The following is a 16107-nucleotide window of genomic DNA, read 5'->3' as shown; positions in this document are numbered from 1 at the left end:
TTACTGTCCAGCGTTGCCCGTGGCGGGGTTGTTGGTGGCACCCTGCGGCGCGGTCGGCGCGGCGACGGTGACGTTTTCGGTCGGGCCGGTCGAAGCATCGACGGTGTTGCCCTCGGCGACCTTGGCGGCGGAACCCTCCGCCCCCGGCTGCGGGATCACCTTGTCGGAGGCCTGGCCGCGTGCGGGCATCGTGCCGCCCTTGGCCGCGATCCACGCCGCGAACTGCGCCGGGGTCACCGCCTCGACCGCGATCGGCATATAGGCGTGGCGCGCGCCGCACAGTTCGGAACACTGGCCGAAATACACGCCCGGCTTGTCGATCGTGAAGCTCGTCTCGTTCAGGCGGCCGGGGATCGCGTCCAGCTTGATCCAGAAGGCGGGCACCGCCCAGCTGTGGATCACGTCGTTGGAGGTGGTGATGAGCCGGATCGGCACGCCCACCGGCAGCACGATGCGGTTGTCCGTCGCCAGCAGGCGGGGGCCATCGGCATCGGTGCGGGTACGTTCGCCAGCGGCGGCCTCGCCCTTTTCCTTCAGCAGGTTGGCGGTGATCTCGAACCCGCCATGATCGGGATATTGATAGGTCCAGTACCACTGGTTGCCGATCGCCTTCAGCGTGACGGCCCCGGCGGGCGCCGGCTTGAACTGCGCCTGCAACAGGCCGATCGAGGGCACTGCGATCAGCACCAGCGCCAGCACGGGGAGCAGCGTCCAGAGCACCTCGATCGTGGTGTTGTGGCTGGTCTTGGACGGCACCGGGTTCGCCGCGCGGCGATAGCGGAAGACCACCCAGGCGAGCAGCGCCAGCACAAACAGCGAGATCGCGGTGATCGTGGGCAGCAGCACGACATCGTGCATCCAGTGCGCGAATTCGCCGTTGCGCGTGACCTGCGGCTGGAGGCCGTAGACGCCATTCACCGGCTGGCCGATGCCGGGCAGGATCGCGCCGCCGGGGGCGCCGTCGCGCGCCAGCAGCGGGCTGGCCGGGGCGGCGGGGGGTGTCGCATCGGCGGTGGTCGGCGCGATGTTGGAGACGCCTGCCGGGGCGGCGGCCGCCTGCGGGGCGGGGGCAACGGCGGGTGCCGTCGCATGGACGGCGACCGGGCCCAGGCTCGTCAGCACGAGCCCTGCCGCCATCGCGATTCGTTTCAACCCCTTGCTGGACATCTCTCGTCGTCACCCCGTTGTTCTATGGGCGCCCGCGAGCCGGACGGACCCTCGGTTATGGCGTTCCATCTCCGTTTGGGGACAAGCTATACGCGGCGGGATGCCGTCCCTCAAGCGGCTTCCCGCATGGGGCGTTGATGCAGGCTTCTCCGGCGCATGATTGCCCCCCGCCGATGGGGCGCGTATCGGGCGGCAATCCAGACAACCGGAGCCGTCATGACCGCATCGCCCCTCCCGATCGTCCCCCCGATGTCGGACGACGACGTCCTCGCCGAATTCCGTGCGGCCGGTGCCTTGCTGGAGGGACATTTCATCCTGTCGTCGGGTCTGCGGTCGTCCCGTTACCTGCAATGCGCGCGGGTGCTGATGGACCCGAAGCGCGGCGCCCGCCTGTGCGAGGCGCTGGCCGCACGCCTGCCCGCCGACGTGCGCGATACCATCACCGCCGTCGTCGCGCCGGCGATGGGCGGGGTGATCGCCGGGCACGAGATGGCGCGCGCGCTGGGGGTGGAGGCGATGTTCCTCGAACGGCCGGAGGGAACCTTCGAGCTACGCCGCGGCTTCCGCCTCGACCCCGGCCAGCGGGTGCTGATGATGGAGGACGTGGTGACCACCGGCCTTTCCTCGCGCGAGGCGATCGCCGCGATATCGCGCGCGGGCGGCGAGACGGTGGCGGCCGCGTCGCTGGTCGATCGCTCGAACGGCGCCGCCGACCTCGGCGTGCCGTTCTTCCCGCTGATCCGCCTCGACGTGCCGAGCTATGCCGCCGATGCGTTGCCGCCCGAACTCGCGGCGATCCCGGCGATCAAGCCGGGCAGCCGGGCCGCCGGGTGAGGCGTCTGTTCGCCCTGCTGGCCCTGTCGGTCGCCGCGCCTGCTGCTGCGCAGGGTGTGGCGCAGGATGGCGAGCGACAGGCCGCCGCGATCGCCCGTGCCGATGCCGCGGCGCGCGACCGCTTCGTACGGGCGGTCGAGGCGAGCGGATTCGTCGGCACCTATCTGTTCTATCGGGGGACGAACCGGATCGCGGGTGGCAGCGCCGGGGCGGCGGTGGCAGGTGCTCCGGGGGGCTTCACCGCCGAACAGGTCTGGCCCTGGGCATCGGTGACAAAGCAGGTCGTGGCGACGCTGGTGATGCAGGAGGTGGAGGCGGGGCGGCTGTCACTCGACGTGCCGGCGGGGCGCTATCTGCCCGCCCTCGGTGCGTCCTCGCCGACCATCCGGCAACTGCTCCAGCATCGTGCCGGCTTGCGCAACCCGGACGATTCGGCGGCGGACGCGAACGGTTTCCCCGGTTCCTACACCACCGGCCCCGGTGGTGCCGATTGGTGCATCGCCGGGCGTGGCGTGGCGGGGGGCGTCCCGCGCTACAATAATTGCGATTACATCGTGCTGGGCGCGCTGCTGGCGCGGACTACGCTTACGCCGCTGCCGGTGCTGTTCCAGCGCCGGATCGCCGGACCGCTCGGTCTCGGCGCCCGGTTCATCGATCCTGCCGTGCCGGGGGGACCGGATACCGTCTGGGCAGGCGGCCCCGATGCGGGCGAGCGGCAGGCGATGGCGCGGTTCGGTGCGGCCGGCGGGATCGAAGGCACCGCCGCCGATCTCGCCACGTTCGACCGTGCGTTGCTGACGGGTTCGATGCTGTCGGCGACGGCGCGGGCGGAGATGTGGCGTGGCGATCCGGGGTTCGGCCAGTCGTCGCTCGCGGTGCGGCTAACGGGTTGCGCCGCCCCCGTCCGCCTCGTCGAGCGACGCGGCGCGATCGGCCGGTTCGCGGTGCGCAACGTCATCGCGCCCGATCTCGGCCTGTCGATGGTGCTGTTCACCAATCGCGGCGACGCCGGTCTGGGCGCCGGTCTGGGCGATGTCCGGCGCGGCCTGACCCATGATCTGCTGTCGGCAGGAGCCTGTGCATGACCCATCCCCTACGCCTTGGCGTCAACATCGATCACGTCGCCACCGTCCGCAACGCGCGGGGGGCGGGCTATCCCGATCCGGTCCGTGCCGCGCTGATGGCGGCGGCGGCGGGGGCGGACGGCATCACCGCGCACCTGCGCGAGGATCGCCGCCACATCACCGACGACGACATCGCCCGCCTTGCCGCCGAACTGACGATCCCGCTCAATCTCGAAATGGCGGCGACCGACGAGATGCTGGCGATCGCGCTCCGCCACCGCCCCCACGCCGCCTGCATCGTCCCCGAAAAGCGCGAGGAGCGCACGACCGAGGGCGGGATCGATGCCGCCGGCCAATATGATCGTCTCGCCCCACTGGTCGATGCCTTGCGGGAGGCGGGCATCCGCGTCTCGCTGTTCATCGAACCCGATCCGCGGCAGATCGAGGCGGCGATCCGCCTGCGCGCGCCCGTCGTCGAACTCCATACCGGCCAATATGCCGAACTGGACGGGGCCGAACTGGACGGAGAGGCGCGCACCGAGGAACTGCGTCGCCTGTCCGATGCCGCCGCGCTGGCCGCGAAGAACGGGATCGAGGTCCATGCCGGCCACGGCCTGACCTATGACAATGTCGGCCCCGTCGCGGCGATCCCGCAGGTGCGCGAACTCAACATCGGCCATTTCCTGATCGGCGAGGCGCTGTTCCTGGGGCTGGACGAGAGCGTGCGGCGGATGCGGGCGGCGATGGATGCGGCGCGTGGCTGAACGTGGATCGTGGCACCCGGGGGCGCGGTCATGATCCTCGGCCTCGGTTCCGACCTGTGCAATATCGAACGGATCCAGGCGTCGCTCGACCGGTTCGGCGCCCGGTTCGAGCAGCGCGTCTTCACCGATACGGAACTGGCCCGCGCCGCGCGCCGCCCCTTCACCCGCGCCGGCACGCTTGCCAAGCGGTTCGCCGCGAAGGAGGCGTTCTCCAAGGCGGTCGGCACCGGATTCCGCGATGGCGTGTTCATGAAGGACATCGGCGTCGTCAACGCGCCCTCCGGCGCGCCGACCCTAGCCCTGAGCGGTGGCGCGAAGGCAAGGCTTGACGCGATGGTCCCGCATGGCATGGCCGCACGGATACACCTGACCATGACCGACGATCACCCCTGGGCACAGGCGCTGGTGGTGATCGAGGCGATACCGGACACCGTCATATGATGGGCCACATGAAGGACGCGCTGTTGGACGGCAACAATATCCCGGACGCTCCGGCCACGCCCGCCACCCCGGCCCCGCCGCCCGCGAAGGCCCGGCCGGGCACCGACTGGTGGGCCGAGGTCAAGGGTATCTTCCGGCTGATCCTGATCGTGCTGGGGTTCCACAGCTTCATCGCCAAGCCGTTCTACATCCCGTCGGAATCGATGCTGCCGGGGCTGCAGGTCGGTGATCGGCTGGTGGTGTCGAAGTTCGCCTATGGCTGGTCGTTCGTCTCGCCGACGATCCCCAATCCGGTCGCGATCGTGCGCGGGCTGGTGCTGCGCCAGCCGGTCGACAGCTGGAGCGCGCAGCTGCCCTTCATCCATGGCCGCCTGCTCGGCTCGCTGCCGACGCGCGGCGACGTGGTGATCGTCACCCCGCCGGGCACCCGCACCGATTACATCAAGCGCGTGATCGGCCTGCCCGGCGACCGGTTGCAGGTGAAGGACGGCGTCGTCACCCTGAACGGCAGGCAGGTCGGGCGCGGACCCGTCCACGACACGCTGATTCCGGTCGACACCAACACCCCCTGTTCGGAAGCCGATTATCCCGGCGCCCGCGAGACGCTGGGATCGGGGAAAATCGTCTGCCGCCTGCCGACCGTGACCGAGACGCTGCCGAACGGTCGCCGCTACGACACGATCGAACTGGGGTGGAGCCCCGGCGACAATTATGGCCCCGTCACCATTCCCGCCAACCACGTCTTCCTGATGGGCGATAACCGCGATCGCTCCGCCGACAGCCGCTATTCGCTCGTCGAACAGGGGCTGGGCGGGCCGGTGCCCTATGAGAATCTGGGCGGACGGGCCGAGTTCGTCACCTTCAGCCTCGATGGCGACGCTTCGCTCAACCCGCTGACCTGGTGGGGATCGCTCCGCTCGGGCCGGGCTGGCACCTCGCTCCACCCGCAGGAAACCCGGCCGTGACCGGGGGCGCTCCCGCGACCGCGCCACCGGTCGAGGGGGCCGCCCCGATCGAGATCCACGACGATTTCGTGCGGCGGGAATTTCGCCGCGCCTCGATCTGGCTCGGCTGCATCGCGGCGGTCGCGCTGGTCGTGCTGCTGGTGCAGCCGTTGCTCATCATCTTCGCCGGGCTGGTCTTCGCCGCGCTGCTCGACGGTGGCGTGCGGCTGCTGGGTCGGGTGCTGCCGATCGGGCGCGGCTGGCGGCTGCTGATCGTCGTGCTGCTGACGATCGCGTTCCTGTTCGGCACCTTCTACCTGACCGGCGTGCAGGTCGCCGAGCAGTTCTCGCAACTCCGTTCGACGCTGGAGGTGCAGGCGAACCGTGCCGCCGGCTGGCTGAGCGCACAGGGGATGATGCCCGGTGCGTCGGACGTGAACGGGATCGTGCGGCAGGCGCTGGGCTCGGTCGGGCGGATCACTTCGTGGGTCGGCACCGCATTCGGCGCGTTGACCAGCCTGTTCATGATGATGGTGATCGGGCTGTTCGTGGCGATGGACCCGCGCGTGTACCAGCGCGGGCTGGAATGGATGGTGCCGCGCGCCAACCGGCCCGAATTCGCGATCGTGCTGGCGCGCATGGCGCGCACGCTGCGCCGCCTGCTGGCCGGCCGCCTGCTCGGCATGGTGGCGGAGGGGGTGCTGACCTGGCTGGCGCTGATGGCCGGCGGGGTGCCGATGGCGATGATCCTCGGCATCCTGACCGGGCTGCTCGCCTTCATTCCCAATATCGGTGCCTTCATCAGCGGTGCGCTGATGATCGCGGTGGGATTTTCGGCGGGCACCAGCGTCGGTTTCTGGGCGATCGGCACTTATCTGATCGTGCAGACCTTCGACGGGTATGTCCTGTTGCCGATCGTCGCGAAGAAGACGGTCGACCTGCCGCCGGCGCTGACGCTGGGCATGCAGATCATGGCGAGCGCGCTGTTCGGCATCATGGGGCTGGCGCTGGCCGACCCCTTCACCGCGATGCTGAAGGCCGGGCTGGAGCGCAGCGCGGAGCGGAACGAGGAAAAGGCGGGCGGCGAGGAAGAATAAGGAAAAATTGTTCACGCGGAGACGCGGGGACGCGGAGGGTTTGTGCCCGGCGCAGCGCTTCCGTGAACCGATATGGCTATCCTTCCATGGCGCCCGAGGCGGACGATCCTCCTACCCCGAGCGCAACACCTCCGCGTCTCCGCGTCTCCGCGTGAACCCCTGTACTTCTCGCACCCTCACCCCCATGTCGCCGTCACCAGATAATCCAGCGCGGTCGACGTCCCCAGCGCGAAGCCGCGCGACGGCGTGAACACCAGCCCGCGCACCTCGCGCACCGTCAGCCCCTCGCTCTGCAACAGCACCGTCAGCTCGTCGGGGGTCAGGAACCGGTCCCAGTCGTGCGTTCCGCGCGGGATCGCGCCGACGCCCTCGGCGAGGGTAATCATCGCCAGCCGCGACAGCGGCGTGCGGTTGGGGGTGGACAGCACCATCAGCCCGCCCGGCGCCAGCGCGCCCGCCAGCCCGCGCACGAACCGGGCCGGATCGGCGACATGCTCGATCACCTCCATGCTGGTGACGAGATCGAACGTCTCGCCCGCCACCGCCTCGACCCCGCCGGCGCGGTAATCGATCGACAGCCCGCCCGCCGTGGCATGGACGGCGGCGGCCGCGATGTTTTCCGGCGCGGCATCGACCCCGGTCACCGTCGCGCCCAGCCGCACGAGCGGTTCCGCCAGCAGCCCTGCGCCGCACCCGACATCCAGCGCGCTGCGCCCCTTCAGCGGCGCGAAGTCCGTCGCACTCCCGCCCCAGTGCGTATCGATCGCCTCGCGCAGATACGCCAGCCGTACCGGGTTCAGCCGGTGGAGCATCGCCGACGACCCCTGGGGGTTCCACCAGTCCGCCGCGAGCCGGCCGAAATGCGCCGCCTCCCGCGCTACGACCGAATCATGCGCGGGCGTGTGGCCCGGCAGCGGTAAAGTTTCGATCGGGGCCGATGCGGCATCGCTTGCTATCGTCATGCCCCCTACCTATCAGGGCCGCCGCTTTTCCCCAAGGAGGTCGATCGCCGGCATGGCCCGTATCGTGATGAAGTTCGGCGGCACCTCGATGGCCGGAATCGAGCGCATCCGCAGCGTCGCGCAGCGCGTGAAGCGCGAAGTGGCGGCCGGCAATCAGGTCGCGGTCGTCGTGTCGGCGATGGCCGGCGAGACGGACCGGCTGGTCGGTTTCTGCCGCGAGGCGTCGCCGCTGTACGATCCGGCCGAATATGACGTGGTCGTCGCGGCGGGCGAGCAGATCACCAGCGGCCTGCTGGCGATCGCGTTGCAGGCGATCGGGGTGCCGGCGCGTTCCTGGCTCGGCTGGCAGTTGCCGATCGCCACCTCGGATGCGCACAGCCGCGCCCGGATCGGCGAGATCGACACCGCCGCGCTCGACGCCAGCCTGGCCGCCGGCCATGTCGCGGTGATCCCCGGCTTCCAGGGCGTCGCCCCCGATGGCCGCGTCACGACACTGGGCCGTGGCGGGTCGGACACGTCGGCGGTCGCGGTCGCGGCGGCGATGAAGGCGGAACGGTGCGACATCTACACCGATGTCGACGGCGTCTACACCACCGACCCGCGCATCGTGCCGCGCGCCCGCAAGCTGGGCCGGGTGACTTACGAGGAGATGCTGGAACTGGCGAGCGTCGGGGCCAAGGTGCTCCAGACCCGCTCGGTTGGGCTGGCGATGAAGGAAAAGGTCCGCGTTCAGGTGCTGTCGTCGTTTACCGGCGACGACGCGCCGATGGCGGATACGCTGCCCGGGACGATGATCGTGGGCGAGGACGAGATTGGGGAGAATGACACCGTGGAACGCCAGCTCATCACCGGTATCGCGCACGACAAGAACGAGGCGAAGATCACGCTGGTCTCGGTGCCCGACCGGCCCGGTTCGGTCGGCTCGATCTTCACGCCGCTCGCCGCCGCCGGCATCAACGTCGATATGATCGTCCAGAACGTCGCGCATTCCGCCGGCTCGACCGACGTCACCTTCACCGTGCCGGCCGCGGACCTGCCGCGCAGTCTGGATGTGCTGAACGGCGCCGATATCGGGTTCGAGAAGCTGGTCCACGATACCCGCGTCGCCAAGGTTTCGGTGGTCGGGGTGGGGATGCGCAGCCATGCCGGCGTCGCCGCGACGATGTTCGAGACGCTGGGCGCACGCGGCATCAACATCCAGGCGATCACCACGTCGGAGATCAAGGTGTCGGTGCTGATCGAGGAGGATTACACCGAACTGGCCGTTCGCGTTCTCCACACCGCCTATGGACTGGATGCGGAGGTCGCGGCCTGACGGGCGACCGGACCGGGGGTCACGGCCCGGTCCGGTCCTGCACGGCATAGCGGACGGCGCCGGTCCCCGGCGATGGCAGCATCAGTGCCGGCGGCGTCTTTCCGGCGGTGACGAGTATCTGGTCGATCGGGATCGTGTCGTCCCCTTCGCTGGCGATGAAAGCCTGTACCAGACGGGTGCCCTGCGTCGGCAGGAGATCGGCCGGGATCGGCGCCGGCGTCCGCCCCATGGCGGCGAGCCAGTCCGGCCGGCCGGCGATACGGGTCGTCCGGGGATGAACGACCTGAAGGTCGACCAGCCCGGCATAATGCCCCACGACCAATGGCTTGCCGCCTGCCATCAGGACGGATGGCGTCTTTCCGGCACGATCCGCGATGCGTTCGTACAGCGGGAGGTCACCGGCGCCATAGGCGTTGAACGTCGTCTGATCGATGGTGAGCGGATCGATGCCCGTCATCCGCTTCAGGCGGGTGGCGAGCCAGTGTCGTTTGCTTTCTCCCTGGGGACGCTCGGTGGCGTGATGGAAGCCGACATAGAGCAGCACTTTGGAGGCGGGGTGCGCGTCCAGCGCGCGGCGCACGACCTGATCCGCCTGTGCCTGTTCCCGCTGCGCGATCCGGGCCTCGACATCGGACGTCCGGTTATGGTCGGTTATCTCATACGCCACGGGGCGATAGCCCAGCGCCAGCGACTGCCGCAGGAAATCCGCGAACACGGGATCGCGCAGATAGGCCCCGGTATTGCGGCCCGCATGGCCGTTGCGGGTCAGCGCCGCCATCATCGCCGCCGCTTCGTCGTCGTCGGCCGCATTATGGAGCGTTTCGATGCCGAGCACGTCATAGCCGAGCGGGCGCAGCGCCCGTGCCACCATCAGCGCGAAGGCGCGGTCGCGGGGGCTGCCATGATCCTCGTTGAGGATCACCAGGCGGGTCGTCTTCGCCCGTTCGACGATCGCGTCGATCGCGTTGCGGGTGGTGGCGCCGGCCAGCGCCGCCAGATCCGCCGCAGCCGGTGCCGGAGCATCCCCGTCTGGCGCGGGCGGTGCCGGCTCACCGGTCAGCAGCCCCTGTATTTGTGCCCATTCATCGTAGACGAAGCCCGGCTTCGGTTTGCCGTCCGGTCCGAATGCCTTGCTGTGGACCGCGGCATCCGCCGCAAGGTAGCGGCCCGCATCGAGTTCCCCCCACATCGCGGATACGGCGGCGAAGTCGTCCTGCGTCGGCTCTTGGGCAATGGCGACCGTGGTGAAGAGCAGACAGGCGGTAACCAGTCTCATGACGTTCATCGCTGCAATCCGTCTTGGGGATAGATACCGCACCATAAGCCAGATGCGACGATTGCCATCGTATATATATAGGTCATGACAATCGAAGAAACCGGGATCACCCGTCGCCGTCGGGGGGGCGGTGTCAGGTTTATCCTTCTGATACGGGATGACTTTGTCATGTCGATGACAAGGGGCTTGTTCCGATCGGGCAGGATTAGCGGCACCCGCTATGGATTCTCTAGGGATATGGTGCCCGGGTTGCCCGATCCGATGCGAATATCGTGCTCCGGTACTCATCCGGCGAATCGCCGTTGCCCCTGGTGTCAAAAACAAAATTGTTAATTTTCTGTGCCATTTAGGGGCGGATCGGGGCACCAAAGCGATAAGTATGCGTTTTTGCGATGAACTTTCTCCTCAACCGGGATTTTACCGGACGACCCGTGCTGTCGAGCGACAGGTTTATCGATCGGGTCGGGGAGATCAGTATGCGTTCAATGAAACTTGCTTTGCTCGGTGCCGCGATGTGCGCCATGCCAACGATGGCAGACGCTGCCTTGGTCGGCAGTCTGGGTGGCGGCACCGGTCCGTTCCTTACGCTCAGCAGCGCTGGCCTGAACGGTGGTTCGGTCGCGACCCTGTCGGGCGGCACCGTCTATACGTCGGATCAGCCGTTCGCCGACGATCCTGCCGGGACCATCTCCGGTGGTACGTTCCTGGCGGCAGGCCCGCTGGCCGGCCAGCCCGCCTCGCTGAACTTCACCAATCCGGTGACGTATCTCAGCTTCCTCTGGGGGTCGCCGGATACCTATAACCGTCTGTCGCTGACGACCAACATTGCAACCTATGCGTTCGACGTCGCCAGCCTGAACTTCTCGGTACGGGACGGCAACCAGGCGTTCTCGCAGTATGTGCAGTTCGCCGCCACAGCAGGCGAGACGATCAGCAGCGTGTCGTTCGCCAACCTGCCGGCAGCCGACGCGTTCGAAACCGCGAACTTCTCGGTCACCGCCGTGCCCGAGCCAGCGACCTGGGCGATGCTGTTCGTTGGGTTCGGCATGGTCGGCGCGACCGCGCGCTACCGTCGCCGGTCGACGAAGCTCGCCATCGCCTGATCCATCCGGACAGGACGAGCGTGACGGGGACCGTCGGTGGCGACACCGGCGGTCCTTTCGTATCTGGCGTTTCGCATCCGGCCTTTCGCATCGGGGCCGGGCCATCTTGCCGCCCCCCCGTCCACCGCGCTAGGCAGGGTGATGACCGATACCCTCGTAGCTCCGCAGACCACCGCCGCCACCTCGACCGGTGAACAGCGCCTTGCCCGCCGCATGGCGCGCGGCGCCGCTTTCCTGGGCACGGAGGTGGCGATCATGGCCGGGGCGATGTCGTGGGTGTCCGAACGGCATCTCGTCGCGGCCATCTCCAACGCCGGCGGGTTCGGGGTGATCGCCTGCGGGGCGATGACCGTCGAACTGCTCGACCGCGAAATCGCCGCGACCACCGCGCTGACGGACAAGCCGTTCGGCGTGAACCTGATCACCATGCATCCCGACCTGATGGCGCTGATCGACGTCTGTGCGCGCCACGGCGTCGGTCATGTCGTGCTGGCGGGCGGCCTGCCGCCCAAGGGTTCGCTGGAGGCGATCAAGGCGGGGGGCGCCAAGGTGATCTGCTTCGCCCCGACGCTGGCACTGGCCAAGAAGCTGGTCCGCTCCGGCGTCGACGCGCTGGTGATCGAGGGGATGGAGGCGGGCGGCCATATCGGTCCGGTGTCCACCAGCGTGCTGGCGCAGGAGATGCTGCCCGATCTGGCCGACAAGCTGCCCGTGTTCGTGGCGGGCGGGATCGGCCGGGGGGAGGCGATCGCCGGCTATCTCGATATGGGCGCGGCCGGCGTCCAGCTCGGCACGCGGTTCGTCTGCGCGACCGAATCGATCGCCCATGCCAATTTCAAGCGCGCGTTCATCCGCGCCTCGGCACGCGATGCGATCGCCTCGGTCCAGCTCGATCCGCGGCTGCCGGTCATCCCGGTCCGCGCGCTGAAGAACGCGGGCGGCGAGCTGTTCACCGCCAAGCAGCGCGAAGTCGCGGGCCATCTCGACGAAGGGCGCGTGGCGATGGCGGAGGCGCAGTTGCAGATCGAGCATTACTGGGCGGGCGCGCTGCGCCGCGCGGTGATCGACGGCGATGTCGAACACGGCTCGGTCATGGCCGGCCAGTCGGTCGGCATGGTCACGAAGGAAGAACCCGCCGCCGACATCATCGCCGAACTGATGGCGGAAGCGGCGCACGCGCTTGATCGCCGCGCCGCCTGACCGACCGCCGTCAACGCCCCGTCAACCATGACCGGTAACGGAGGATAGAGCCGGATCGGCGATAAACCACCTGCTTGTTCAGGGGGTTGGTCATGATCCGCATATCCGTCCGCGTCGCTGCCGTCGCCGCGTCGCTCTGTTCCGCTCCCGTCGCGGCGCAAGATATGCTGGCGGCGCCCGCCGCGATCGCCGCACCGGCCCGTGCCGTTACCGTCGCGCTGGTCGATGATGCGGAACCGGCCCTGCCCAAGGGCGGCTCCCCCGGTTTCGAACCGCCCGCGCCGGACGGGGCGGGCGGCTATCTCACCCCCAATCGCGGTCTGTCGGGCGAGGAGACGACCTGGCATCTGCGCGTCGCGCTCAACGTCGCGGCGCTGGGTTGTCGTGGCGCGCTGGTCGACGGCTACAACGCGCTGCTGACCGCACACAAGACGGCACTGGCCGCCACCGCCGACGCGGTGACGATGCGGTACAAGGCGCGGTTCGGGCAGGGCTGGCAGGCGCAGCACGACGATGCGATGACGCGGCTCTACAATTTCTGGGCGCTGCCCCCTGCGCAAGGGGCGTTCTGTGCGGCGGCGCAGGCGGTGCTGGCCGAGGCTGCGACGCTTGCCCCCGATGCGTTGCCCGGCTTCGCCGCCACCGCGCTGCCCCGGATCGAGGCGCCGCTGGTCGCCTTCTTCGCCGACTATGACCGCTGGCGGACCGCCCATGCCGGCTGGGCCGCCCGGCATACCCGCGCCCCGATCGTCGCGGTCGCCGCCGTCACCCGGATGCGGATGGGGCCGGCCGAACCCTGATCTGCTACCGGATCGGCGATCCGATCGACCAGCGATGCCCGAACGGATCGGTCACCTGTCCGTAACGATCGCCCCAGAACTGGTCCGCCACCGGCATGGTCACCACCGCCCCTGCCGCCGCTGCGCGTTCCATCCAGCGATCGGCATCGTCGACCTGCAGGTGCAGCATCACCCCCTGCGGCGCCGGTTCGTCATGGCCGCGCCATTCGGGGAATTCGTCGGACAGCATGATCCAGCCGCCGTTGATCCGCAGGCCCGCCTGCATCAGCCGCTGCCCGTCTTCTGCCACGTTGCGCTCCGTCACCACCGCGCCGAACGCGCGTTCGTAAAAGGCCAGCGCCTCCGCCCCGCGCCGTCCGCGGATCGTCAGGAATGGCGTCACGCCGCCACCGGGTCTGTCACCCATCGTTTCTCTCTCCTTCGTCGCAGGACAGGCTAGGCCGATCGCGACGACGTGCGCAACGGGTTCCTTCGGCCAGCCGCATCGGTTAACCGACGGATATGAATGGCGTGGACCAGCCGGTGGAGGGGCGCTTCGACGGGGTCGAGCATCGTTTCCCCCTGCGCGTCTATTTCGAGGATACCGACCTGTCGGGCGTGGTCTATCACGCCAACTATCTCCGCTACATGGAGCGCGCCCGGTCCGACATGCTGCGCCTTGCCGGGATCGACCAGCGCGCCGTGCACGAAGCGGGGGAGGGGGCCTATGCCATCGCCGACCTCCACATCCGCTACCGCGCGCCGGCCCGGCTCGACGATGCGCTGCTGGTCGTCAGCCGCGTGACGGCGGCCAGTGCCGCGCGCACGCTCATTCATCAGACAGTCAGGTGCGCCGACCGAGTGCTGGCGGCAGCGGATGTCGTCGCGGTACTGGTGTCGCCCACCGGCCGGCCGCTACGGCAACCGCGGGCCTGGCTGAACATCTATGCCATGCTGGTCGCTCAAGGGGGCTGAATGAATCCGGTTTTCAATCTGGACGCCGCGACGATGTCGCCCGTCGCACTGTTCATCCAGGCGGACTGGGTCGTGAAGTTCGTGATGGGCGGGCTGCTGGCCGCCAGCATCTGGACCTGGGCGATCATCATCGCCTTTTCCGGCCGCCTGCGCCGGCTGCGTCGCGAGACGACGCGGTTCGAGCGCGATTTCTGGAAGGCGGACGATATCGACGCGTTCCACAAGGTCGAATCGGGCAGCGACCTGCCCTCGGCCCGTGTCTTTTCGGCCGGGGTGCAGGAATGGCGCCGGTCCACCGCCAGCGGCACGATCGACAAGTCGGGCACGCGCGACCGGCTCGCCACCTCGATGGGCGCGGCCGTCGCGCTGGAGGTCGACAAGCTGTCCGACCGGCTCAACATCCTCGCCACGGTCGGCTCGGTCGCGCCGTTCGTCGGGCTGTTCGGCACCGTATGGGGGATCATGCGCGCCTTCACCGGCATCGCCTCCGCGCAGAATTCGTCGCTGGCGGTGGTCGCGCCGGGGATCGCGGAGGCGCTGTTCGCCACCGCGATCGGCCTGTTCGCGGCGATCCCCGCCGTCATCGCCTATAACCGCCTCAGCCACGGCGTGAACAAGGTGGAGGCCGCGCTCAACCGCTTCGCCGACGGGTTCCACACCACCCTGTCGCGCCAGCTTGACGGCCAGCGCTGAGGGGCGGGCGATGGCGATGAACCTCCCCTCCGGCCGCCGCGGCCGGCGCGCGCCGATGGCGGACATCAACGTCACGCCGCTGGTCGATGTGATGCTGGTGCTGCTCATCATCTTCATGGTCACCGCGCCGCTGTTGACCGCGGGCGTGCCCGTGAACCTGCCCGATGCCCGCGCCAAGGCACTGGATCAGGATGCCGAGCCGGTGCAATTGTCGCTCGACCGGCAGGGCAAGCTGTTTCTGGGCGAAGACGAGATCACCGAGGCTGCGCTGCCCGGCCGGCTGGAGGCGATCGTCGCCGGCGCGGGCGGAGCACAGCCGCCGCAAATCTATCTGCGCGCCGACCGCGCGCTCGATTACGGTCGCGTGATGCGGGTGATGGGCGAACTCAACCGCGCCGGGCTGAACCGCGTCGCGCTGGTCAGCGTCGAAGACTGATGGAGCGGGGCGAGAAATACGCGCTGGGCGGCGCGGCGGCGGGTCATGCCGTGCTGTTCGGGCTGCTCTCGGTCGGCTTCCTCGCCACGCCCAATCCGTTGAAGCTGTCGCCCGCGCCGGTCGAGGTGTCGCTGGTCGAGGACGTGGCGATCGAACAGACCTCGCCCGCACCGGCCACCGAGGCCGCCCCCTCCGTCGCCCCCGAGCAGGGCGCGCCCGAGGATGCGCCACCGCCGGAACCCGCGCCGCCCGCGCCCGCGCCCGCCCCCGAACCGGCCCCTGCGCCGCAGCCTGCGCCCAAGCCGGCTCCCGTGGCCAAACCCGCGCCCCCGAAGCCTGCCCCCAAACCGGCCCCGCAGCCGGTGCCGCCGCGCGCCAAACCTGCCCCGGCTCCCAGGCCGGTGGCGAAGCCGAAGCCGCAGCCGCCACGCCCGACCCCCGCCGCCGAGGCGCCGGCGAAGCCTGCGCCATCGAAGCCCGCCCCCTCGAAGCCGGCCCCGGCCCGTGCCGCACCGGCCAAGGCATCCACCGCGCCGGCGCGTGCCGCCGCCGGCAAGCCCGCACCCGCCAAACCGGCGGCCCCCGCCGCGACGAAGGGCAATGGCGGCTCCCCGACCGCCACTGCCGCGCGCGCGCGCGGATCGCGGCTGGGTGACGATTTCCTGAAGGGGCTGGCCGATCGCCCCTCGCCCGCGAAGGCGGAGGCCGCGCCGGCCGCGAAGATGGGGGCGCAGGCCGCCGCCAATATCGGTTCCGCGATCCTCCGCCAGATCCAGCCCTGCGCCAATCGTCAGGTCACGCCGGGGCCGGGGGCGGAGCGGATTCGCGTCGCGATCAACCTGCGCCTCAACCGCGACGGCAGCCTCGCCGCCCGGCCACGCGTCGTCGGCCATACCGGCGTCGACGAGGGCAACCAGCGCTATGTCGACCGGGTCGACGATCTCGCCATCGCCAGCTTCACCGGCTGCTCACCGCTTCGCGGTTTGCCCGACGAGTTGTACGACGTTCAGAACGGGTGGAGCAATTTCACCCTTCGTTACAAATTGCCCGGTTGAGG

17 protein-coding genes and 1 pseudogene are annotated in these 16107 nt (G+C 69.3%); 14 read left to right on the top strand and 4 right to left on the bottom strand.

Annotated elements, in window-relative coordinates:
- On the bottom strand, positions 1–1137 hold the full coding sequence (gene coxB, locus IFT82_RS12370; RefSeq protein ID WP_244646723.1) for a cytochrome c oxidase subunit II: 1137 nt from the start codon (positions 1135–1137) through the stop codon (positions 1–3).
- Positions 1138–1416: 279 nt separating this feature from the next.
- Here coxB and pyrE point away from each other — a divergent pair, with 279 nt between their 5' ends.
- From pyrE to IFT82_RS12340, 6 genes are read left to right on the top strand one after another with little or no spacing between them, the layout of a single operon-like run.
- Positions 1417–2001, top strand: a complete 585-nt coding sequence (gene pyrE, locus IFT82_RS12365) for an orotate phosphoribosyltransferase (protein WP_192127407.1) — start codon at positions 1417–1419, stop codon at positions 1999–2001.
- Entirely contained in the window at positions 1998–3086 is a 1089-nt protein-coding gene (locus IFT82_RS12360; RefSeq protein ID WP_192127155.1) for a serine hydrolase, read from the top strand. Before pyrE ends, IFT82_RS12360 begins: the two co-directional genes overlap by 4 nt.
- Positions 3083–3829: a pyridoxine 5'-phosphate synthase gene (locus tag IFT82_RS12355; RefSeq protein ID WP_192127153.1), complete on the top strand. Its 747-nt coding sequence runs from the start codon at positions 3083–3085 to the stop codon at positions 3827–3829. The genes IFT82_RS12360 and IFT82_RS12355 overlap by 4 nt, the downstream gene beginning before the upstream one ends.
- A gap of 30 nt (positions 3830–3859) precedes the next feature.
- Positions 3860–4270 (top strand): holo-ACP synthase, encoded by a 411-nt coding sequence (acpS, locus tag IFT82_RS12350; protein ID WP_192127151.1) that lies wholly within the window; start codon positions 3860–3862, stop codon positions 4268–4270.
- Between the two features lie 8 nt (positions 4271–4278).
- On the top strand, positions 4279–5235 hold the full coding sequence (gene lepB / locus IFT82_RS12345) for a signal peptidase I (RefSeq protein ID WP_192127149.1): 957 nt from the start codon (positions 4279–4281) through the stop codon (positions 5233–5235).
- Positions 5232–6311, top strand: a complete 1080-nt coding sequence (locus tag IFT82_RS12340) for an AI-2E family transporter (protein WP_192127147.1) — start codon at positions 5232–5234, stop codon at positions 6309–6311. The genes lepB and IFT82_RS12340 overlap by 4 nt, the downstream gene beginning before the upstream one ends.
- Before the next feature lie 176 nt (positions 6312–6487).
- On the opposite strand, the gene ubiG is transcribed toward IFT82_RS12340, so the two are convergent.
- On the bottom strand, positions 6488–7273 hold the full coding sequence (gene ubiG, locus IFT82_RS12335) for a bifunctional 2-polyprenyl-6-hydroxyphenol methylase/3-demethylubiquinol 3-O-methyltransferase UbiG (RefSeq protein ID WP_192127145.1): 786 nt from the start codon (positions 7271–7273) through the stop codon (positions 6488–6490).
- A gap of 52 nt (positions 7274–7325) precedes the next feature.
- Between ubiG and IFT82_RS12330 the strand changes: the two genes are divergently transcribed.
- A complete protein-coding gene (locus IFT82_RS12330) occupies positions 7326–8588 on the top strand; it encodes an aspartate kinase (protein ID WP_192127143.1) in 1263 nt (420 codons plus the stop codon).
- 19 nt (positions 8589–8607) lie between these two features.
- Here the strand turns inward: IFT82_RS12330 and IFT82_RS12325 are convergent, their stop codons facing one another.
- Positions 8608–9864 carry a hypothetical protein gene (locus IFT82_RS12325; RefSeq protein WP_192127141.1) on the bottom strand — a complete coding sequence of 419 codons (1257 nt, stop codon included), beginning with the start codon at positions 9862–9864 and terminating at the stop codon, positions 8608–8610.
- Positions 9865–10505: 641 nt separating this feature from the next.
- Here IFT82_RS12325 and IFT82_RS12320 point away from each other — a divergent pair.
- From IFT82_RS12320 to IFT82_RS12310, 3 genes and pseudogenes are all read left to right on the top strand, one after another.
- Positions 10506–10967: pseudogene (locus IFT82_RS12320) on the top strand (Npun_F0296 family exosortase-dependent surface protein); the annotation flags it as partial.
- A gap of 141 nt (positions 10968–11108) precedes the next feature.
- Positions 11109–12167 (top strand): NAD(P)H-dependent flavin oxidoreductase, encoded by a 1059-nt coding sequence (locus IFT82_RS12315; RefSeq protein WP_192127137.1) that lies wholly within the window; start codon positions 11109–11111, stop codon positions 12165–12167.
- A gap of 92 nt (positions 12168–12259) precedes the next feature.
- The gene (locus tag IFT82_RS12310) at positions 12260–12967 is read left to right on the top strand and encodes a hypothetical protein (protein ID WP_192127135.1); all 708 of its coding nucleotides are present in this window, start codon (positions 12260–12262) and stop codon (positions 12965–12967) included.
- Between the two features lie 4 nt (positions 12968–12971).
- On the opposite strand, the gene IFT82_RS12305 is transcribed toward IFT82_RS12310, so the two are convergent.
- Entirely contained in the window at positions 12972–13373 is a 402-nt protein-coding gene (locus IFT82_RS12305) for a VOC family protein (RefSeq protein WP_192127133.1), read from the bottom strand.
- A gap of 95 nt (positions 13374–13468) precedes the next feature.
- Between IFT82_RS12305 and IFT82_RS12300 the strand changes: the two genes are divergently transcribed.
- Genes IFT82_RS12300 through IFT82_RS12285 form a run of 4 tightly spaced genes read left to right on the top strand, consistent with a single transcriptional unit; the run spans position 13469 to position 16105 of the window.
- Positions 13469–13921, top strand: coding sequence for a YbgC/FadM family acyl-CoA thioesterase (locus tag IFT82_RS12300; protein WP_192127132.1), 453 nt, complete (start codon positions 13469–13471; stop codon positions 13919–13921).
- The gene (gene tolQ / locus IFT82_RS12295) at positions 13922–14614 is read left to right on the top strand and encodes a protein TolQ (protein WP_192127130.1); all 693 of its coding nucleotides are present in this window, start codon (positions 13922–13924) and stop codon (positions 14612–14614) included. It begins immediately after the preceding gene.
- A 10-nt stretch (positions 14615–14624) separates the two neighbouring features.
- The gene (locus IFT82_RS12290) at positions 14625–15050 is read left to right on the top strand and encodes an ExbD/TolR family protein (RefSeq protein ID WP_192127128.1); all 426 of its coding nucleotides are present in this window, start codon (positions 14625–14627) and stop codon (positions 15048–15050) included.
- Complete coding sequence (locus IFT82_RS12285; protein WP_192127126.1) at positions 15050–16105, top strand: cell envelope biogenesis protein TolA; 1056 nt, start codon at positions 15050–15052, stop codon at positions 16103–16105. Before IFT82_RS12290 ends, IFT82_RS12285 begins: the two co-directional genes overlap by 1 nt.
- The last annotated feature ends 2 nt before the right edge of the window (positions 16106–16107 follow it).

It is taken from the genome of Sphingomonas sp. CFBP 8760 (assembly GCF_014841615.1).
Classification (GTDB): domain Bacteria; phylum Pseudomonadota; class Alphaproteobacteria; order Sphingomonadales; family Sphingomonadaceae; genus Sphingomonas.
The sequence above is the reverse complement of the archived record's forward strand: the minus strand, read 5'-3'. Positions and strand labels throughout refer to the sequence as shown.